The organism is Priestia endophytica, assembly GCF_026790145.1.
In the GTDB taxonomy this organism is placed as follows: domain Bacteria; phylum Bacillota; class Bacilli; order Bacillales; family Bacillaceae_H; genus Bacillus_I; species Bacillus_I endophytica_A.
Map to the genome: position 1 here is coordinate 53,005 of NZ_JALAMS010000028.1, position 19,238 is coordinate 72,242.

Genomic DNA, 19,238 nt, shown 5'->3' on the forward strand with positions numbered 1-19,238 from the left:
TTTATTTTATTATTCCACTTTATTCGACCTCTATTTAACTTATATACAACATTTCAGACGAGCTTGTAGCTTTCTTATAGATTAATCATCCCATTCTACTTCTAGCACATCACCATTTGTGGCAGAAACAGTTACTTCTGCTTCTCCTTTATTTGATTGAACCTCAATCTCGTAAAGTGCTAAACCATCATCTTCATCAAGTTCGATGCTCACAACTTCTCCATCAACTTCTTTTAAAGCAATACTTTCTGCTTTTTGTGCTGTAACTTTCACTTGAGATGAATTAATATTGTCGTCATCGCGGTCGTCATCACGATCATCCTCATCTTTTTGAACATGCAGCACATCACCTGTAACAGCATCAATTTTCACTTCCTGCTCTAATCCGTTGTGAGTTACTTCAACTTCATAAACTACTTTTGCTGTTCGGTCGTCATAATCTAAGTCAAGATCCGTCATTTCTCCAGATACTTTGCCTAAAGCAATTGTCTCAGCTTCTTGTGCTGTAATTTTAGCTTGCTCTTTTAGCAGATCATCCTCATCTTTTAACACTTTACCTGTTTGCCCATTAATTTCAATGTCTTTTTCTCCATTTTGAGTTTGAACTTCTACTTCATAAACAACATATGGACCTTCTCGATCTTGATCAACGTCTGTAACTTTTCCATCAACTTCTTTTAAAGCAATACTTTTTGCTTCATCTATGCTAATTTTAGCAGATTGCGTATTTTTATTTGCTTCTTCACTATTTGTTCCCATTGCATGTACTCCATAAGCTACACTGCCAAATGCTATTGCACCTGCTAATACTGTTGCTTTGAATTTCATAACTTTCATCCTCCTAACGTTTTCTTACTTTTATATTACCCACGGAAAATGATAAGAAAAGGAAAAGAAAATGATAAACGTATGAGAAAACTATTTAATTTCCATGATGAAAGAAAAACCTTGCACAGTGTGTACAAGATTTTTTAGTCATCTTTATCAAGTTCAAAACGAATAATTGTGCCAGTATAAGCATTAATATAAACTTCAGCTTCTTGCCCGCTACTGTCTTCAATCTCAATCTCATATTGCAAAAGACCATCTTCTTCTCCTAAATCTGTTTCTTTCACTTTTCCCTTAAACTTAGTAAGAGCAATTTCCTCTGCTTTCTTTTTATTAATAATTGAAGACTTTTCACTATCTTTTCCTTCTTGTTCTGTTTCGTTAGTTTCAAGCTTATACTCTTCCTTAGATAAAAGTTCTCCGTCCATTTTAGCAATTTTCATTTGCACTTTTTTTTCTTTCCCTGTTACCTCAATATCATAATAAGGATTCTTTTTATCCTCGTGAAGCTTAATATTTGAAATATCGCCTGTCGCTTGTTTCAAAGCAATATCTTTAATCTCTGTTTCAGTTAACGACGTCTTTCCGCTACTTTTAATTTGAACAAGATCTGTTACTTCTCCATCTTCACTATTAATAATAGCTTTATAAATTCCTGATTCGTTTTGAAATTGAGCAACATAGCTTTCACCAATATGTTCGACACTTTGGATTTTACCTCTATATTTTTCAGTAATAAGACCTTTTACATCATGCTGACTATAATGTTTTTCATCTTTTGATGCAATCGTACGATAAGTACCAAATCCTAAAATGACAATAAGGAGTAAACTAAGAAGAACAATCAGACTTTTTCTCATATCTGTTCCTCCCTTCTTATCAAAAACTATAGCAAAACAAAATGAGAAAACAGTAAGAAAGAACTATAAATGATTGAAATTTCGCAAGGATTTTATTTCCTTTTCATTCTTTTCTTGGGCGCATCTTGTTTTATATGAAATGGAAGGGCTATCGTAAATGTTGACCCTTCTCCAGGCACACTCGTAAAGGTGAGCGTTCCTTTATGAGCTTCTACAATGTTTTTGGCAATAGCAAGACCTAGACCTGTTCCACCGCTTTTTCGGTTTCTTGCTTTATCTACTCTGTAGAACCGATCAAAAATAGATGCTTGATCTTCCTGTGGAATACCAATTCCGTAATCTTGAACAGAAACTGTAACGCCATTTGGCTTCTTGTGAAGAGACACATCCAAATGTTTCTCACTATACTTTAGGCCATTATCAAGTAAAATAATCAGAAGCTGTTTGAGCTTATTGCAATCGCCTACAATAGTCATATTCTCTTCCCCTTTATGAACCTTAATTGTTCTATTATAGGCATGCTCTAAGCGCTGTGAAAGTTCTGTAACAAGGTGCACAACATCCACTTCTTCTTCCTGAAGATCTCCTTGTTCATTGCTTTGAGCAAGCATAAGCATCTGTTCTGTCATCTCTTTCATTCTAACAGCTTCAGAATGAATAGCTTCAATCGATTCTTCAAGGACTTCAGGCTTTTTTGTCCCCCATCTCTTTAGGAGGCTTGCATAGCTTTCAATAACAGTTAGTGGTGTCTTTAACTCATGCGAAGCATCTGAAACAAACTGCTGCTGTTTCTCAAAATTCCGCCTTAAAATGTCCATCATATTATTGAATGTTTTCCCCATAATGTATAACTCATCACGCGAAGATTTTGGTAATGAAAGTTTTTTAAATCGTCCATTCTTTTGAATTTCCTCCATCGTTTGCACAAGAGATTGGATAGGTGAAAGCACAATATTTCCTAAGGTTCGGCTCGCAAGAATAATTGGAATTAAAATTAAGAGTGACGTTCCAATCAAAACAAAACGAAGAGCACTTAAATTTTCACTCATTTGTTTTAAGCTTGTTGTAATCTCTAAACTCACAATTGAACCATCTGTCCAAATCAAGGGATGATATACAACAGCAAACTTTTCTCCATTATATTCCCGTACAAATGCTTTTTCCCCATGCTGATACGTAACAGGCAGCTTTTGAAAATGAATTTCTTTTGTTAGAGTATTTGATACAAGCTTATCGTCTTCGTCAATCACGCGTATCATTCCATTTGGGGGCAGGTATGCTGTTAATAGCTGTTGAAGATTATCTTGAGGTTGAATTGTACCAACCATGTCTTTTGCTTGAGTTTGAAGACGTTCTAGTTCACTGTCTGTTGTCATTTTATTAAACAACAAATAAACAGCACTATTTGCAAGCAACAGTAACGAGAGCAACGTTACTGTTGTAAAAATATAAATTTTATACTTAATAGGCATTAAGCTTGCTCCTTTAGCGTATAGCCTACTCCTCTAACCGTATGGATAAGTGGTGTATCAAAAGGGTAGTCTACTTTTCTTCTTAAATAACGCACATATACATCAACAACATTTGTATCACCATAGTAGTCAAACCCCCACACATTTGTGAGAATTTGCTCTCTGTTTAAAACTTGCTGCTTGTTTCGAAGCAGATAGACAAGCAAATCAAATTCTCTTGGTGTTAATTCAATCGCTTCTCCGCGTCTAATCACATCTCTTGTCTTCTCATTAACCGTTAAATCCCCTGCTTGAAGCTGTTCCTCTTCTTCTTCTTTTTGATATATTGCATTTGTTCTGAGACATGCACGAATTCTCGCTAACAGTTCTTCAATTTGGAAAGGCTTTGTAATATAATCATTGGCTCCTTGATCAAGTCCGTTAACTTTATCTACAACAGAGTCACGAGCTGTAATTAATATAACAGGAGTATACGTATCCGTAGAACGAATCCTCCTCAGCACTTCCATTCCATTTAGCTCTGGTAGCATAACATCAAGCAAAATAAGGTCCCAGTTGCCTTTTTGAAAGAGCTCTAGCCCCTCTTTACCGCTCGTAGCAATATCTGATTGATATCCTTCGTACTCTAATTCTAAGGAAATTACACGAGCAATTTTTTCTTCATCTTCAATGATTAAAATATTTTGAGTCATTTGTTCCTCCTTATTTCCCTAAAACTTCTATACCTATTTTAACTTTTGTGACTGTTTCTATAATTTGAAGTATAGCATAGGTCATTCTCTAAAAAACGCCTCTTGCCTTTTCAAATGTTTAATAAATTCAGATTTGTTAATATCAAATAAAAGGAGGTTAATAAAATGAAACATTATCATATTATTGTCCAAGGAAAAGTACAAGGGATTGGATTCCGCTACTTCACAGCTCTTCAAGCAGGTGAATTTGATTTAGTTGGTTTTGTTAGAAATTCAGATGATGGAAGTGTTGAGATTGAAGTAGAAGGTGCTGAAGAGCGGATAAAACACTTTATAGAGAAAGTAAAAGGTGGTTCTCCTTTCTCACGAGTGGACAAACTTTCTTACTCAGAGCAAAACCACCTTACAAACTTTTCTTCTTTTAAAATTCATTATTAACATTTTCTATCCTTCATATGGTCTTGTTTGATAGAAGTAGTTGGGCATTAGCACTTTATTTTGATAAGGTTTATGAAAAATATGCGTTGTAGCAGGCGATAAAGGGGGAATAAGCCATGTCCAGTTCCCTGTTACACCTCGTCCTGCTTTTCGCTCTTTTTCTTCAAAAAGGCGGAACTGCTCTGCTGCCGTATGATGATCAACAATGCTGACTCCCTGCTTTTTAAAAGAAAACAATACAGCCTCGTTAAGTTCGATTAAAGCTCTATCTTTCCAAAGTGTTGCATTCCGACTTGTATCTAGCCCTAGTATAGAAGCTACTTTTGGCAAAAGATTATATCTATCAGTATCAGCTAAATTTCTTGCTCCAATTTCTGTTCCCATATACCATCCATTAAAAGGGGCTGCTGTGTAGGAAAGCCCCCCAATTTCTAATCGCATATCAGATACAATTGGCACTCCATACCATTTTACTTTGAGATCCTTAAACTGTTGAATTCGAGGATGTTCAATCATCACTTCCACAATAGCTGTTTTCGGAATTTCTCTCCAAACTGGTTTTCGTTTCCCAATGCTTACAACAAGAGGAAGAAGATCAAAATTTGTTCTTTCTCCTTTCCAACCTAGTCTCTCACAAACTTTTGTAAACGAAAGAGAAGCGGAGTCACCAATCAGCCCAAACTCTGTTTGATAGCCTGCATAGCGAATAAGCTGATGATTCCAAATCTGAACCTTTTCTTCCCCTTGCTCTTCTCTAAATATACTAATTGTAGGCCGGACTTTCCCTCCGTTTGTTGCATATTCAATATGCTCAATAAGGGCATCTAATACTTCTTCTTCTTTTCTTATATGCCGCTTGTCACGAACTGTCAGCGAGGCCCAAAACAAACGCCCAATACAGCGATTGCTATTCCGCCAAGCCATCCGTGCACCATGTTCAAGCTCTTCAAATGTATGTTGATAACTGCCGTTTCTCTCTATCTGTTCAACAACTGCCGTTATTCTCTCTTCTTTTTCTTCCTCTGTTTTATGAAGCTCTGTATAACAGATTTCAATAAACTCTTTTGCCTGTTGGATAAGTTCTTCTGATGTCATGTAACCCCTCCTCTTTTCTCCTCCTTACACTCTAACATCTCTTTCTTATTAAATTATTCTCTAAAATTGAAAGAATCATGAACGTAAATAAAGAAACAATATTCGCTCTTCTTATTGACGATTAATTGTTTTTAAAAGATAAACGTTTTGTAGCTTACTTTTTAAGGAAAAGAAAACATACTACGTGCATACATCTATAAAAAGGAGGAATGCTTATGCTAAATATGCTGCTTGCTACACTTGGGATTCTTGTCCTATTCTTTGCCGTGACAGCTATTTTTATCGTTCTCTTCCGCTCTTTAGTTGACTCTAGTCAATCTAAAAAAGTAGATGCTTTGCCATCCTCACATAACAAAGAAGAAAGCATATAAAAAAGCCAGATCTTCCGAAAAGGAAGGTCTGGCTTTTTATTTACTTTCCATAGTTTTTCATCTTATCTTGAAGCTGCATAACGCGTTTTGTACCATCTTCACGAAGACGTTTGTTTTCCTCTTCAATCGCCTGCGTCTCTTCCATCCCTTTCATAATGATATTCCAAGATTCTTCAAGCGTCTCAATTTTCACGCTAGGCTGACCAGACATACGAGCAATTTCCGTACTTTGTGTTGAAATATTTTGAGCATTTTTTAAGATCATTTCATTTGTACGACGATCAAGCTCACTTAATGAATCTGCCACAAGTTTTTGGCGTTTTGCTGCAACGGCTTGAATGATACCATTTTTGAAGATTGGAATAGTTGTAATAAAGGCCGAGTTCACTTTACCAATCAGCTTTGTATTCCCACGCTGAAGCATCCGAATTTGTGGCGCTGTTTGAACAGCAACAATACGTGCCATTTCTAAATCATAGATTCGTTCTTCAAGTGCTTGAATACTGTTATTTAATGTATCAAGCTGCATTGATGCCATTTGATTTCCGCCTGCTGCTTTTTTCTCTAACTCCGGGACCTCTGACTTAAGCTCATCCACTTTGAGTCCACCAGCAACAATATATTTTTCTAAATCTAAGTAGTATGCAATATTATGTTGGTACATATCTTCTAACGTATTTGTTGTTTGTACCATCTTATCTTTGTAGCCTGAAATTTCTCCATGAATTTTATCAATTTCTTTTCCAAGTGTTTGATATTTAGCGAAAATCTTATCAATCATCTTTTCGCCACGTTTAAAAATTTTTCCTAAAAACCCTTTCTTTTCTTCAAAATCATTCTTATCAAATTTGTCCATTAATTTACCAAGCTGTTTTAGCATTGTACTTGAGTCATTCATCTCAGACGCTCGCATCATTGATAAGATTTGATCTGAAAACTGAGAAAGCTGCACAGCAGGCTCTTTCCCGAATTCTAATAAAGCCGTTTGATTTCTGTAATCAATACTTTGTGCAAGCTGCTGCACTTCCGGTTCTTTACGAAGCTCAAGCCTCGTTTCATCTGCTGTGACTTCTGTTAACTGATCATCAGGCTCTGTTGTTACTAATCCTGTATTTGAATTTGTCATGATAATCTTCCTTTCTATTTTTTCATAGATTTTAATACTTTACGAAAGATGGAAGGTTGCTTAAAATCTTGCCCAAACACCATTTCATCTAGCCAGTGTGTATCAAAGCATTCGCTGTTAAGATAAAGCTCTAAATCATTATGACCTTGTGGATTATAAAGGAAAAGATCAAAGCCAAATTCATTTAAAAGAAGCAAAAGAGCTGCATCTGAACGAGAAAGAACGCCATTTTTTTCATTACAATATAAGACAAGCTTTGGTACTTCTTGCGCATAATCAAACTTCTGCATCAATTCTAGTACAAACGTTGGAATAGATGTAATTTGAGTAAAAAGATAAAGCTTAGCCTCTTCTTCTGTTTCTCCTTGTTTTGTCAGCCAATTTGTTGTTTTGCATGTATTAGCAATAGCCGTTGCTATCCCTTTTTGTAATCCTTCTGGCAAATGCTCATATTTCCACCAGTTGCTTCTTCTCATCTTCTCTTCGTCAAGCTCACCATTTCGGTTTAGGCAATGTTGATAGTGATATTGATAGTTTGCTTGAATTTCTGTCGTGAACGGAAACGATTGGACAAGTGATGCTTCTTCATATTCTGTTAAGGTTTGAACACGATCCCAATATTCACGTTCACTATGTGATATTCCCATAATTTTAGCAAATAAATTTGGAATGCGAACTTGTTCGTTCTGAACGGAAAAGTTCGGTCGAATAAATGCTCTCTCTTTTGCTAGAATAAATGTCTCATCATACGTTGTTTTAAGGGTAACAGCCGTTGGCACGTAATCACGAAATTGCCAAGGTTTATAAAGGGAAGATCCTTCATGATGAATTGTATGATGCATTTCTTGTGAAGCTTTGTAAGCAACTGTACCTTTTCGCTCAGGTTCTTCTGTTGGAAAAGGTTTGATTTCCCCGTTAAGCGGATGTTTCACAACATCTGTAAATGTCTCTTTCTCATCTATTAATGAGAAATCATCTTCTCCGCCTGGTTGGAAAATGATAATATCAAAGCCAAGTAAAGCTAAATAATAGAAAAAATACACCTGACTTTTATTCATATTTCCATACCATACAATACAAGGTGGTTTCTCAAGAATAGAATATGTTTTTAACCATGAGTCAAGATGATTCCAAGACCACTTCATTAAATCTAAAAAGACACGCCTGAAGTCCTCATGTGCGAAACCATAATGTTGATCAAAGTGTTTTAATACTTCCATAAAGGATAAACGAATATGACGATGAAAGAGCGGATTTTCATGCTTGGGGATAAGTTGTTCACCTTCTAAAAAAGCAACAAAGCGGTTAATGGATAATCCGTTCTCTCTCTGGTTAACCATATGGATTTTCTGGATTGCTTGGAACCGTTCTTGTGAAATAGTTTTATCTAGCTCCTCACTTAATATATGAACATCCTGTTTTTGAGCCAACTCATAGAGCTTAATATAATACTCTGTTTCATCATGAGTGATGCCAATAATGCGAGCGCCAATCGTGGAAAATACAAGACCTTCTTCTTCACTATAACCCGGTCTCTCTTTTAACGGCTTCTCTATTTGCTCCCCCCAGCTATCGGTTTGGAGCGAATAGTGGGAAATAGTAATTTTTTGTCCAACCATTCTTTCTCCTCCTTTCTGCTATCATTTGTTTTTAGGACTTTTAGGGTGACCAAAAACGGCAACCATGCCAGAGCGAGTCACCGCATAGCAGTTACCAAATTTCCGAATACTTCCTACTGGAAAATCTTGAACCCTTTTCCTTAGTGTTGATGAGTTAATTCCCCATTCTTCACAAGCTTGTGCTGAACTTAAAATATGATTGCTGCTTAAATTGATTTTATTTAGTGTTATCATCTATCACAACATTCTTTCTATTACTAAAATAAAATTGGCTTTTATTCATATGGATGTACCTCCCAAATCATAAGAAACCTATTGTATAGTGTAGCTCAATTAAATAGGTGCAGTGAAAGACACCGCTTTCTTCAATTATGAGTTACAAAAAGAAGGAGACATAAAGACTCCTTCTTTTTTATTAATTACTCGTCCTCTTTTGAAGCAGCAACTTCGTCCATGTGATGCTTTTTCTGATTTCGCTTATGAATAATAAATGTAATAACAAATGCTAAGATAACAATAATAAAGAATGCAGTATGCGGCAATTCATAATGAAATACGCTTGCGAACATTTTTAAAGCAATAATTGCAATTAATATAAAAGCAGTATGTTCTAATTCTGGAATACGATCCATTAGACGTAAGAAAAATCCGGCAACAGTACGCATCATAATAATCCCAAGCACTCCGCCTAATAAAAGAACCCAAACTTTCTCAGAAATTGCAAGGGCAGCTAAAATACTATCTACTGAAAAGGCAAGGTCCATCAATTCAACAGCAATAACTGTTCCCCAGAAAACGCCAAATACACGTACTAAAAATCCCGGTTTCTTTGCTCCGCCTTCATCATTTCCATTAAGGAAGAAATGTGAAATAACAAGCCAAGCAAGATATGCAGCACCTAACACTTTAATCCACCAGAACTTAATAAGGAACATGCCTAGTCCAATGAATAAAAATCTAAAAAATACAGCTCCAAAAAGTCCGTAAGTTAATGCCTTTTTTTGCTTATCTGCTGGCAACGGCTTTACCATTGTTGCTAATACAAGAGCATTATCTGCAGATAACAAACCTTCTAAAATAACAAGTGTACCAATTAATCCCCAAGAGACAGGGTCTGTTAATACTTCAGCCCATGCATGCAAGTCAAAAGCTTGTGCGTAAGTATGAAGCATTTTGTGTAAAATTTCCATATCATTTCCTCCTACTAGATGAAAAGCAGCTGTTATACTTCTAAGCCATAGTTACGGCAAAGAGCAGCTAAACCACCAGAAAATCCACTGCCAATTGCGTTGAATTTCCAATCTCCATTATGACGATAAAGCTCACATACTACAACGGCTGTTTCGATGGAAAAATCTTCTCCCAAATCATAACGAATAAGTTCTTTCCCTGTTACTTCATCAACGAATCTAACAAAAGCATTTGAGACTTGTCCAAAGTTTTGGTTGCGGCTTTCCGCATCGTGAATAGTAACAGTAATACCTACTCTATGAATGTTTTCAGGGATTTTTGAAAAGTCAACGAAAAGTTGCTCATCATCTCCTGATCCTTCTCCTGTTCGGTTGTCTCCAGTGTGCTCAACACCACCACTTGGATGCTTTAAATTATTATAAAAAATAAAATCGTGATCATTTAAACAGTTCCCTTTTTCATCAGCTAAAAAAGCAGATGCATCAAGGTCAAATCCAGCACCACCATCGTATTGATTCAAATCCCAACCAAGTCCAATGATTCCTTTTACTAACCCAGGATTTGTTTTTGTTAAATCAATGCGCTGACCTTTTGATAATGAAATTGACATTGTTATTCCTCCTTTTTTATTCTGAGAAAAGCCGGTGCTGAATGAGCACCGACCAGTTGTTTTATTTACACATCTAAACCGTAGTCTTTAACAAGTGAAGCAAGTCCACCTTGGTAACCAGAACCAACAGCAGCGAATTTCCACTCTCCGCCATGACGGTAAAGTTCACCAACTACAACAGCTGTCTCAATCGAGAAGTCTTCTCCTAAATCGTAGCGAATAAGTTCTTTATTAGACTGCTGATCTAGAATACGAACAAAGCTGTTTGAAACTTGTCCAAAGTTTTGGCTACGCGCTTCACCATCGTGAATCGTAATTACAAAAGCAATCTTTTCAACATTTGAAGGAACAGCCTGTAAATCAACAGCAACTTGTTCGTCGTCTCCTGATCCTTCTCCAGTTCGGTTATCTCCTGTATGTTCAACAGAACCGCTTGTATGTTTTGGCTGATTATAGAAGATAAACTCTCCTTCAGATGGGCATTTTCCAGATGCATCTAGTAGAAAGCAAGAACTATCTAAATCGAAGTCCTTTCCTCCATCATATTTATTTGTATCCCATCCTAAACCAACTGTAACTTTTGTTAATCCCGGATTTGTTTTTGTTAAGTCAATTTTTTGTCCCTTTGATAATGAAATAGCCATGATTTTTCTCTCCTTTTTATATGAAAGTAAATAAATAGCCTTTCTTTAATACACTTTAAGAATAACTACGAACAAGTTCTTGAAGGTTTGTATCTTTTGTTCCATCACCAAGAGCTCCAAACTTCCAGTCGCTACCATGGCGATAGATTTCTGCTACAACAAGACTTGTCTTTTCGCTGTAATCATCACTTAGATTAAAGCGAAGAAGCTGCTCGCCGTTATCTTGGTTTTGAACGCGAATATAAGCATTTTTGAGCATTCCAAAATCTTGCTTACGACGTACACAATCATAAATATTAACAACAAAAACAAGTTTGTTTATGTAAGATGGAATATCCTGCAAATTCACTAAAATTTGCTCGTCATCCCCAGCTCCCTCACCTGTTAAGTTGTCTCCACTGTGTGTTACACTTCCGCATGAGCTTTTTAAGTTACCAAAATAGATAAGCTGCTCTTTTTTCGTAATTTTGTCATCTTGTAACATAAGAACTGAAGCATCACAATCAACGTTCGGAGCTTTATTTCCGCCTCCAAACAAAGAGCTTAAAAGCCCTCCGCCACCGCTTGATTGAACAGGATCCCATCCTAATCCAATTAAGATGTTGGAAAGTGTTGGATTTCCCTTTGTCAAATCAATACGCTGACCTTTTTGAAGCGTAATCGCCATTGGATTCCCTCCTTGTCATTTCAAAAATCACGTTAACGTGATTTCCTCACCTATTTATCGTATTATAGTTTACTAGTTTTATCAAATTGCTGTACTCCACATTTCTTAGATAAATAAGTCTTAATATGTAATACGAACAACATAAAAGAAGGTTTCGTTTTTTGTAGAAATTTGTTCTCTAATCATAAAAGTGACCAAGCTATCACGAGGATGTCGCCTGGTCACTTCTTTTTTCAAAAAAACATTAGAGCATTTTTAATTTCTTCTATTGAATACGATCCAGTGCGCTTTTTAAATCCTTCCATATATCTTGCCATTCTTCAATTCCAACTGATAATCGAATAAGTCCATTTGTAATTCCCATTCGTTCGCGCTCTTTTAGTGGAATACCTGCATGAGTCATTGTAGCTGGATGCTGAATTAGTGTTTCAACATCTCCAAGGCTTACTGCGATTTTAATCCATGACAATGCGTTAAGAAACGCTTGTGCTTCTTCCTTCCCTCCTTTAATTTCAAACGAAATAATCCCTCCACCAAGACTCATTTGCTTCTTAGCGATTTTATAATGAGTATGATTAGGATCAAAAGGATAGTAAACATTTTCAATTGCTCGATGTTTACTTAACCGGTTCATAAGTTTTTCAGCATTTAAACACTGCTTATCAAGACGTACACCAAGCGTTTTAATTCCTCGTAACAAAAGCCAAGCATCAAAAGGAGAAAGAATTCCACCCATATCTTTATGAACAGACTTTTTCATCTCTTTCATACACTCTTCTCCACCTACAACAAGTCCTGCAATTACATCTCCATGTCCTCCTAAATATTTAGTAGCGCTATGAATGACGATATTACACCCCCATTCTAAAGGTCTTTGAATATATGGAGAACTAAATGTATTGTCGACAACAACAGGAATGTGGTGTGCTTTTGCAATACAAGATACAAGCTCCAAGTCAACAATTTCCATTGTAGGATTTATAGGAGTTTCAATAAAAATACAGGCTGTTTCAGGACGAATAAGTCCTTCTATGCTTCGCTTCGTGTCCATTTGGCAGAAGTCATAAGTAATATTGTATTTCTTTTTCATAAATTCCAGCAACGTATACGTACATCCGTATATGCCACTTGAACATATAACATGATCACCTGCCTTCGTAAAAGAAGATAATACAGCAGAAACCGCTGCCATGCCGGAACCAAAAGAAAGACAAGAAAAACCACCTTCAAGCTCAGCTATCTTTCTTTCAAGAGCTGAAACGGTTGGGTTCCCTAGTCGGGAATACATATATCCTGCTTCTTCTCCAAGAAATCTTTTTTCACCTTGCTGGGCTGTTTCAAAAGAAAATGTAGAGGTTTGAAAAATGGGAAAAGATAAACTTTTCGTCTCTTCTTGCAATTGTTCAACATCGTGCACAAGCTTTGTGTTCATACGTTGTTTTCCTTTCACGAACCACCGCCTCCTCACAATGCTTTCTCTCTATATGTATATGCTCCTATTTTCAAAAATCTGTTTATCCTACTTTTTACACCATTACTATATTTATCATATGGATTGTTACTTTATTTTCTTTAATTAAAAAATGTAAATTCACTTCCAAAATGTAAACCATTTCATTTTTTTGATAATTTAAACTAAATTTCACCTCTTTTTATGTTCATTCACTTTTATTCTATTTTCAAGAAGTAAAAAACTTATATTATCAAGGATTGTATTTCATTAGAATCAATAAAGTACGCCTCTACACTTTTTCTGAATTTATAGCTTTTCTAATGATAAAAATATATTTTTTTAATTTCAAAACTTTTATAAATAATTTAATAAAATGTTCAAACTATCGTCACAATATTAAAATGAAATTAACATTAAGCAAGGGGGTATTACGATGCAAAACGCCAGAGAAATGGAAACGGTTTCTTTTCCGGATAACAATAATAAAAATTTCTTTCAAAAGCTTATGGATATTAAGGTAGGTCCACTTCCTTTACCGCTTTATGTTCTTTTTTCAGCTATCGTTATTGCGGCTGCAATTTACAATCAACTTCCGCCTGATATGATTGGTGGATTTGCAATTATTATGGTCGCAGGATTTCTTTTAGGGGATATTGGTATGAAAGTACCGATTTTGAAAAATATTGGTGGCCCCGCTATTATGTCATTGTTTATTCCATCACTATTTGTTTTCCTAGGTTGGATGAATGATTCTTCTATGGAAGCGGTTACGACATTAATGAAGACATCTAACTTTTTATATTTCTATATTTCCTGCCTTGTTGCTGGTAGTATTTTAGGAATGCACCGTCTTGTTCTTGTACAAGGATTCATGCGAATGGCTGTTCCACTTATCGTTGGAACGATTAGTGCAGTTGTTGTTGGTGTTTTAGTTGGTATGCTTTTTGGATATGATCCAAAACATACACTTTTCTTTATTGTCGTACCCATTATCTCTGGAGGAATTGGTGAAGGAATTTTACCTCTTTCATTAGGTTACTCACAAATTCTTAATCAACCTTCTACTGAACTTGTATCACAGCTTATTCCAGCTGCGATTATTGGTAACGTATGTGCAATCATCTGTGCTGGTTATATGAAAAACTTAGGTGAGAAAAAACCACATTTAAATGGACAAGGAATGCTTGTTAAAACAGGTAATGATGAAGAATTATTAAAAGCAATGAATGAAAAACGCAAAATTGACTTTTCCCTTATGGGTGCTGGACTTCTAATTGCCTGTACGTTCTTTATTACAGGGAGCCTTGTACACGGTCTATTAGATAAAGCTTTTGGCCTTAATATCCCTGGTCCAATCGTTATGATTTTTGCAGCAGCACTTGTTAAGATTTTTCAACTTCTTCCGAAAAAGATGGAAGATGGAACATACAACTTATACAAATTTATTTCGACAAACCTTACATGGCCACTTATGGTTGGATTGGGATTACTTTATATCCCATTAGAAGACGTTGCTGCTGTATTAACAGTTGGATACGTAGTGATCTGTGCTTCTGTTGTATTAGCAATGGTAACAGCTGGATTCTTCGTTGGTAAACTGATGAAAATGTACCCTGTTGAATCTGCTATTGTAACAGGCTGTCACAGCGGTCTTGGTGGAACTGGAGACGTTGCTATCCTTTCTGCTTCAAACCGTATGGGCTTAATGCCTTTCGCACAGGTTTCTACTCGTATCGGTGGAGCAGTTACTGTTATTCTTGCAACACTTTTACTTGGCATATTTATGTAAACTTAAACTCAAAAACCCAGAAAGAGATATCCTCTTTCTGGGTTTTTATTTTTTCCTTTTTAAAGTATTAACATCTTCTAAAAATTGTCGATGAAAAGAATAGAAGAGCACATCAACTGTAATCTTTAATAAATGTAATTAGGTGGCTAGCATACTATGGATAAAACTTCTCTCATTGGTTTAATTGTTGGAATCATTGCTGTTTTTGTTGGGATGATTTTAAAAGGTGTGAATGTAACAGTATTATTCAACATTCCTGCCTTGCTAATCATTGTGCTTGGAACCGTTGGAGCAGTAACAATCGCTTTTCCAACACAGGATATTAAAAAAGTACCAAAGCTCTTTGGAATCTTATTTAAAGAAAATAATAGCTTAAATGTAGAAACACTTATTCCTCTTTTCGTAGAACTTTCTTCTCTTGCACGAAGAGAAGGACTATTAGCTCTTGAAAGCAAAGTGGAAGAAATTGATGATCCATTTTTAAAGAACGGTTTAAATCTAGCTGTTGACGGCCAGCCGCATGACTTTATCCGCGACGTAATGACAGAAGAAATTGAAGCAATGGAAGATCGCCATCATACAGGTGCATCCATATTTACACAAGCTGGCACATATGCACCTACACTTGGTGTTTTAGGAGCTGTTGTTGGCCTTATTGCAGCTCTCGCTGATATGAGCGATATTGATAAACTTGGTCATGCTATTAGTGCTGCTTTCATTGCTACACTATTTGGTATTTTTACAGGCTACGTACTATGGCACCCTTTTGCAAACAAATTAAAACGAAAATCTAAATATGAAGTAAATATCCGTTACTTAATGATTGAAGGAGTTATGTCTATTGTAGAAGGACAAGCTCCAGCTGTAATTGAACGTAAACTTGTTTCATTCTTGTCGATTAGTGAACGTGAGAAAGTATTAGCAAGAAGAGATAGTCAGCAAGGTGAAACAGATGGCTAGGAAAAGAAAATCTAAAAACCATGATGACCATGTTGATGAATCGTGGCTCATTCCTTATGCAGATTTACTGACTCTTCTTTTAGCTCTTTTTGTTGTTTTATTTGCAAGTAGCAGCATAGATGCAGAGAAAATGAAGCAGTTCGCAAGCTCCTTTAATGAAGCATTTGATGGCGGAACAGGCGTATTAGATGAAAAATCCTCTGTCCCCCCTACTGTTTCTAATGATTCGCTGCCACAAGGTGCAAATATTGAAGAAGGAAACAGTCCAAATGAAGAATTATCGGGGGTGCAGCAGAAAGTAGATGAATATATAAGCAATTCTGGACTTCATGATAAGCTTCAAACAACTCTTTCAGACGACGGATTAAAAATCACAATTTTAAATGATGTATTTTTCACTTCTGGAAGTGCCGAAGTGCAACAAGTAAACTATAAAGTCGCACAAGATATTTCAAAGTTACTTGTCATCAATCCGCCGAAGCAGATTGTAATTGCAGGCTATACTGATAATGTTCCTATTTCAAATGCTAACTTTTCTTCTAACTGGGAGTTAAGCTCAATGCGCGCTCTTAACTTTATGAAAGTGCTTCTTGAGAACAAAGAATTGAATCCCCAGTGGTTTAGTGTAAGGGGTTATGGACAATATCATCCAATTGCATCAAATGATACACCTGAAGGTCGAGAAAAAAATCGTCGTGTAGAAATTTTAATTACCCCATCTTCAAAGCCAAGTGAATAATCATTTTTAAAGCCTATTGTTAGCCATTGTTTTCCCTTCTGCCTTATAATAAAAGAAAATCCTATTTTTGGATTCTCTTCAAGGAGGAATAACAGTGGCTTTTTTTCATACAAAAGATGGTACTCGCCTTTATTATCGTACAAAAGGAACTGGCAAACCAATTGTATTCATTCATGGATGGTCAAATAGTCACGAAGCTTTCTTACTTCAAGAACAACAGCTCTGTGATGATTATCATGTTGTTACATATGATTTGCGAGGACATGGAAAGTCAGACAAACCTCAGCAAGGCTTATCTCTTCGTACTTTCGCCAAAGATTTAAAAGAATTACTGGAGCATCTAGAATTAGAAGATGCCCTTCTTGTTGGATGGTCCATGGGGACTTCTGTTATCTTTGAGTACCTTCGTCACTTTAATCAAGAACATATCTCAAAGGTTTGTTTTGTTGATATGACACCTAAATTGTTAAATGATAAAACGTGGAAACTTGGTCTTTATCATGGCTCATTTACAGAAAAAGACAACCTCAATGCCCTAACAACTATTTTTGAAGATTGGCCTTCATATGCTAAAACATTTATAAAAACTACAATTCCTTATTTAACAGAAGAACAAATTGAACAACTTTTCCATTTAAAAGAAGATAATCTTCCACATGTTATGGCAGCAATGTGGCTTTCTATGAGTGCAAACGACTATCGTGATGTTCTTCCTTCGATTACGGTTCCATCCCTTATTATATATGGAACAAAAAGCACACTTTACTCAGAAGAAACTGCCCAATATATGGCGCAGCACGTTACACATTCCACTCTCCTTCCTTTTGAAGGATGTACACACTTTCTAGTTGGAGAGCAGCCTCATCGTTTCACTGAAGCAATCAGAGATTTCGCAACTGAAGAAACTTCGTAAAAGAAGGTTTTTCTTTTTGCAAGAAGAAAAAAGAAATTTTTCCTTTAAATATCCCTTTTAATTTCTCTTCTCCTCCAATAAGATGGACTAGAGAGAAAAACATTGTTAAGGTTTTAAAAGGTTAAATTTATTAAGAATAACAAGAAGAAAAGGTGTAAAACATGAGTATTTTAACAGTAAAAGACTTAAGTCACGGGTTTGGTGATAGAGCAATTTTTGATAATGTTTCATTTCGTCTTTTAAAAGGTGAGCACATTGGTTTGGTCGGTGCAAACGGAGAAGGCAAATCAACTTTCATGAATATTATTACAGGTCAACTTGAACCTGATGCAGGAAAAGTAGAATGGGCTAAAAAAGTGCGCGTCGGCTATTTAGATCAACATACAGTTTTAAAGCGTGGATTAACAATCCGTGATGTATTAAAAAGCGCTTTTCAATATCTGTTCGACCTAGAATCTGAAATGAACGGAATGTACGAGAAGATGGGTGACGTTACACCTGAAGAGCTAGAGAAAATGCTTGAAGAAGTAGGTGTCATTCAAGATACGTTAACAAACAATGATTTTTATGTAATCGATGCAAAGGTAGAAGAAATTGCACGTGGATTAGGTTTAGAAGATATTGGGCTTGATCGAGATGTTCAAGATTTGAGCGGTGGACAACGTACAAAAGTTTTGTTAGCTAAGCTCCTGCTTGAAAAACCCGATATTCTACTACTTGATGAGCCAACAAACTATCTTGATGAACAGCATATCGAATGGCTAAAACGCTATTTACTGGATTATGAAAATGCATTTGTTCTCATCTCACACGACATTCCTTTCCTAAACAGCGTTGTTAACTTAATTTATCATATGGAAAATCAAGAACTTAATCGCTATGTTGGCGATTATAATCATTTCCTAGAAGTATATGAAGTAAAGAAACAGCAACTTCAAGCAGCTTACAAGAAACAGCAACAAGAAATCTCTGATTTAAAAGACTTTGTCGCTCGTAATAAAGCACGTGTTTCAACGCGTAATATGGCTATGTCTCGTCAGAAAAAACTTGATAAGATGGATGTTATTGAACTGGCTGCTGAGAAACCAAAACCAGAGTTTCGCTTTAAAGAAGGACGTACAGCAAACAAGATTATTTTTGAAACAAAAGATCTTGTTATTGGATATGATGAACCCCTCTCAAAACCACTGAATCTTCGGATGGAACGGGGACAAAAAATCGCTTTATTTGGTGCTAATGGAATTGGGAAAACAACGCTTTTAAAAAGTATCTTAGGAGAAAATAAGCCTGTCTCAGGTGAGGTTGAGCGCGGAGATTACCTTGAAATTGGTTATTTTGAACAAGAAGTTAAAAACCTATCAAACCGTACTTGTATTGAAGAAATCTGGCAAGAGTTCCCTTCATTTACTCAATATGAAGTGCGTGCAACGCTTGCAAAATGTGGGTTAACAACTAAACATATTGAAAGTAAAGTTGAAGTACTAAGCGGTGGAGAAAAAGCAAAAGTACGGCTATGTAAACTCATTAATCAAGAGACAAATGTACTTGTTCTAGATGAGCCAACAAACCATTTGGATGTTGAAGCAAAAGCTGAACTTAAACGTGCTATTAAAGACTACAAAGGAAGCGTTCTGCTTATTTGCCACGAACCTGAATTTTATGAAGACATTGTAACAGATAGCTGGAATTGTGAAAGCTGGACAACAAAAGTCTTTTAAGATGGTATGCCAAGAAGGCATATCATCTTTTTTTTGCAAAAACAATTTTAATA

General features: G+C 36.0%; 20 protein-coding genes. 7 read left to right on the forward strand and 13 right to left on the reverse strand.

The features are described from left to right. Window positions 1-81: 81 nt before the first annotated feature. From MOC86_RS19425 to MOC86_RS19440, 4 genes are all read right to left on the reverse strand, one after another. Window positions 82-828, reverse strand: coding sequence for a PepSY domain-containing protein (locus tag MOC86_RS19425; RefSeq protein WP_268585636.1), 747 nt, complete (start codon window positions 826-828; stop codon window positions 82-84). Between the two features lie 143 nt (window positions 829-971). Continuing rightward, a complete protein-coding gene (locus tag MOC86_RS19430; RefSeq protein ID WP_268585637.1) occupies window positions 972-1,688 on the reverse strand; it encodes a PepSY domain-containing protein in 717 nt (238 codons plus the stop codon). A 92-nt stretch (window positions 1,689-1,780) separates the two neighbouring features. Next, window positions 1,781-3,160, reverse strand: coding sequence for a HAMP domain-containing sensor histidine kinase (locus MOC86_RS19435; RefSeq protein WP_268585639.1), 1,380 nt, complete (start codon window positions 3,158-3,160; stop codon window positions 1,781-1,783). Then, entirely contained in the window at window positions 3,160-3,852 is a 693-nt protein-coding gene (locus MOC86_RS19440; RefSeq protein WP_040060679.1) for a response regulator transcription factor, read from the reverse strand. The genes MOC86_RS19435 and MOC86_RS19440 overlap by 1 nt, the downstream gene beginning before the upstream one ends. A gap of 165 nt (window positions 3,853-4,017) precedes the next feature. On the opposite strand from MOC86_RS19440, the gene MOC86_RS19445 reads away from it, so the two are divergent. Further along, entirely contained in the window at window positions 4,018-4,290 is a 273-nt protein-coding gene (locus MOC86_RS19445; protein WP_268585641.1) for an acylphosphatase, read from the forward strand. Window positions 4,291-4,296: 6 nt separating this feature from the next. Here the strand turns inward: MOC86_RS19445 and MOC86_RS19450 are convergent, their stop codons facing one another. Continuing rightward, a complete protein-coding gene (locus MOC86_RS19450) occupies window positions 4,297-5,385 on the reverse strand; it encodes a nitric oxide synthase oxygenase (RefSeq protein WP_268585642.1) in 1,089 nt (362 codons plus the stop codon). A gap of 215 nt (window positions 5,386-5,600) precedes the next feature. On the opposite strand from MOC86_RS19450, the gene MOC86_RS19455 reads away from it, so the two are divergent. After that, a complete protein-coding gene (locus MOC86_RS19455) occupies window positions 5,601-5,756 on the forward strand; it encodes a hypothetical protein (protein ID WP_268585643.1) in 156 nt (51 codons plus the stop codon). Window positions 5,757-5,796: 40 nt separating this feature from the next. On the opposite strand, the gene MOC86_RS19460 is transcribed toward MOC86_RS19455, so the two are convergent. The 8 genes from MOC86_RS19460 to MOC86_RS19495 all read right to left on the reverse strand — a co-directional run bounded on the left by MOC86_RS19460 (window position 5,797) and on the right by MOC86_RS19495 (window position 13,063). Beyond that, a complete protein-coding gene (locus tag MOC86_RS19460; RefSeq protein WP_243515101.1) occupies window positions 5,797-6,882 on the reverse strand; it encodes a toxic anion resistance protein in 1,086 nt (361 codons plus the stop codon). 14 nt (window positions 6,883-6,896) lie between these two features. After that, window positions 6,897-8,501: a YceG family protein gene (locus MOC86_RS19465; RefSeq protein ID WP_268585645.1), complete on the reverse strand. Its 1,605-nt coding sequence runs from the start codon at window positions 8,499-8,501 to the stop codon at window positions 6,897-6,899. A 21-nt stretch (window positions 8,502-8,522) separates the two neighbouring features. After that, entirely contained in the window at window positions 8,523-8,735 is a 213-nt protein-coding gene (locus tag MOC86_RS19470; RefSeq protein ID WP_243515107.1) for a helix-turn-helix domain-containing protein, read from the reverse strand. A 185-nt stretch (window positions 8,736-8,920) separates the two neighbouring features. Next, window positions 8,921-9,691, reverse strand: coding sequence for a TerC family protein (locus MOC86_RS19475; protein WP_268585646.1), 771 nt, complete (start codon window positions 9,689-9,691; stop codon window positions 8,921-8,923). Between the two features lie 32 nt (window positions 9,692-9,723). Next, window positions 9,724-10,302 carry a TerD family protein gene (locus MOC86_RS19480; RefSeq protein WP_268585647.1) on the reverse strand — a complete coding sequence of 193 codons (579 nt, stop codon included), beginning with the start codon at window positions 10,300-10,302 and terminating at the stop codon, window positions 9,724-9,726. A 65-nt stretch (window positions 10,303-10,367) separates the two neighbouring features. After that, window positions 10,368-10,946, reverse strand: a complete 579-nt coding sequence (locus tag MOC86_RS19485) for a TerD family protein (protein ID WP_268585648.1) — start codon at window positions 10,944-10,946, stop codon at window positions 10,368-10,370. A gap of 55 nt (window positions 10,947-11,001) precedes the next feature. Next, on the reverse strand, window positions 11,002-11,613 hold the full coding sequence (locus MOC86_RS19490; RefSeq protein WP_268585649.1) for a TerD family protein: 612 nt from the start codon (window positions 11,611-11,613) through the stop codon (window positions 11,002-11,004). A 265-nt stretch (window positions 11,614-11,878) separates the two neighbouring features. Beyond that, window positions 11,879-13,063, reverse strand: a complete 1,185-nt coding sequence (locus MOC86_RS19495; RefSeq protein WP_268585651.1) for an aminotransferase class I/II-fold pyridoxal phosphate-dependent enzyme — start codon at window positions 13,061-13,063, stop codon at window positions 11,879-11,881. Window positions 13,064-13,472: 409 nt separating this feature from the next. On the opposite strand from MOC86_RS19495, the gene MOC86_RS19500 reads away from it, so the two are divergent. From MOC86_RS19500 to MOC86_RS19520, 5 genes are all read left to right on the forward strand, one after another. Continuing rightward, window positions 13,473-14,855 (forward strand): 2-hydroxycarboxylate transporter family protein, encoded by a 1,383-nt coding sequence (locus MOC86_RS19500; protein ID WP_268585712.1) that lies wholly within the window; start codon window positions 13,473-13,475, stop codon window positions 14,853-14,855. 156 nt (window positions 14,856-15,011) lie between these two features. After that, window positions 15,012-15,815, forward strand: coding sequence for a flagellar motor stator protein MotA (gene motA / locus MOC86_RS19505; RefSeq protein ID WP_268585652.1), 804 nt, complete (start codon window positions 15,012-15,014; stop codon window positions 15,813-15,815). After that, window positions 15,808-16,554, forward strand: coding sequence for a flagellar motor protein MotB (motB, locus tag MOC86_RS19510; RefSeq protein WP_268585653.1), 747 nt, complete (start codon window positions 15,808-15,810; stop codon window positions 16,552-16,554). The genes motA and motB overlap by 8 nt, the downstream gene beginning before the upstream one ends. A gap of 94 nt (window positions 16,555-16,648) precedes the next feature. Next, complete coding sequence (locus tag MOC86_RS19515) at window positions 16,649-17,467, forward strand: alpha/beta fold hydrolase (protein ID WP_268585654.1); 819 nt, start codon at window positions 16,649-16,651, stop codon at window positions 17,465-17,467. 161 nt (window positions 17,468-17,628) lie between these two features. After that, window positions 17,629-19,185 carry an ABC-F family ATP-binding cassette domain-containing protein gene (locus tag MOC86_RS19520; protein ID WP_268585655.1) on the forward strand — a complete coding sequence of 519 codons (1,557 nt, stop codon included), beginning with the start codon at window positions 17,629-17,631 and terminating at the stop codon, window positions 19,183-19,185. The last annotated feature ends 53 nt before the right edge of the window (window positions 19,186-19,238 follow it).

Coding starts and splice junctions, on each gene's coding strand:
- MOC86_RS19425 (WP_268585636.1), bottom strand. CDS start 828: ATGAAATTCAAAGCAACAGTATTAGCAGGTGCAATAGCATTTGGCAGT.
- MOC86_RS19430 (WP_268585637.1), bottom strand. CDS start 1,688: ATGAGAAAAAGTCTGATTGTTCTTCTTAGTTTACTCCTTATTGTCATT.
- MOC86_RS19435 (WP_268585639.1), bottom strand. CDS start 3,160: ATGCCTATTAAGTATAAAATTTATATTTTTACAACAGTAACGTTGCTC.
- MOC86_RS19440 (WP_040060679.1), bottom strand. CDS start 3,852: ATGACTCAAAATATTTTAATCATTGAAGATGAAGAAAAAATTGCTCGT.
- MOC86_RS19445 (WP_268585641.1), top strand. CDS start 4,018: ATGAAACATTATCATATTATTGTCCAAGGAAAAGTACAAGGGATTGGA.
- MOC86_RS19450 (WP_268585642.1), bottom strand. CDS start 5,385: ATGACATCAGAAGAACTTATCCAACAGGCAAAAGAGTTTATTGAAATC.
- MOC86_RS19455 (WP_268585643.1), top strand. CDS start 5,601: ATGCTAAATATGCTGCTTGCTACACTTGGGATTCTTGTCCTATTCTTT.
- MOC86_RS19460 (WP_243515101.1), bottom strand. CDS start 6,882: ATGACAAATTCAAATACAGGATTAGTAACAACAGAGCCTGATGATCAG.
- MOC86_RS19465 (WP_268585645.1), bottom strand. CDS start 8,501: ATGGTTGGACAAAAAATTACTATTTCCCACTATTCGCTCCAAACCGAT.
- MOC86_RS19470 (WP_243515107.1), bottom strand. CDS start 8,735: ATGATAACACTAAATAAAATCAATTTAAGCAGCAATCATATTTTAAGT.
- MOC86_RS19475 (WP_268585646.1), bottom strand. CDS start 9,691: ATGGAAATTTTACACAAAATGCTTCATACTTACGCACAAGCTTTTGAC.
- MOC86_RS19480 (WP_268585647.1), bottom strand. CDS start 10,302: ATGTCAATTTCATTATCAAAAGGTCAGCGCATTGATTTAACAAAAACA.
- MOC86_RS19485 (WP_268585648.1), bottom strand. CDS start 10,946: ATGGCTATTTCATTATCAAAGGGACAAAAAATTGACTTAACAAAAACA.
- MOC86_RS19490 (WP_268585649.1), bottom strand. CDS start 11,613: ATGGCGATTACGCTTCAAAAAGGTCAGCGTATTGATTTGACAAAGGGA.
- motA (WP_268585652.1), top strand. CDS start 15,012: ATGGATAAAACTTCTCTCATTGGTTTAATTGTTGGAATCATTGCTGTT.
- motB (WP_268585653.1), top strand. CDS start 15,808: ATGGCTAGGAAAAGAAAATCTAAAAACCATGATGACCATGTTGATGAA.
- MOC86_RS19520 (WP_268585655.1), top strand. CDS start 17,629: ATGAGTATTTTAACAGTAAAAGACTTAAGTCACGGGTTTGGTGATAGA.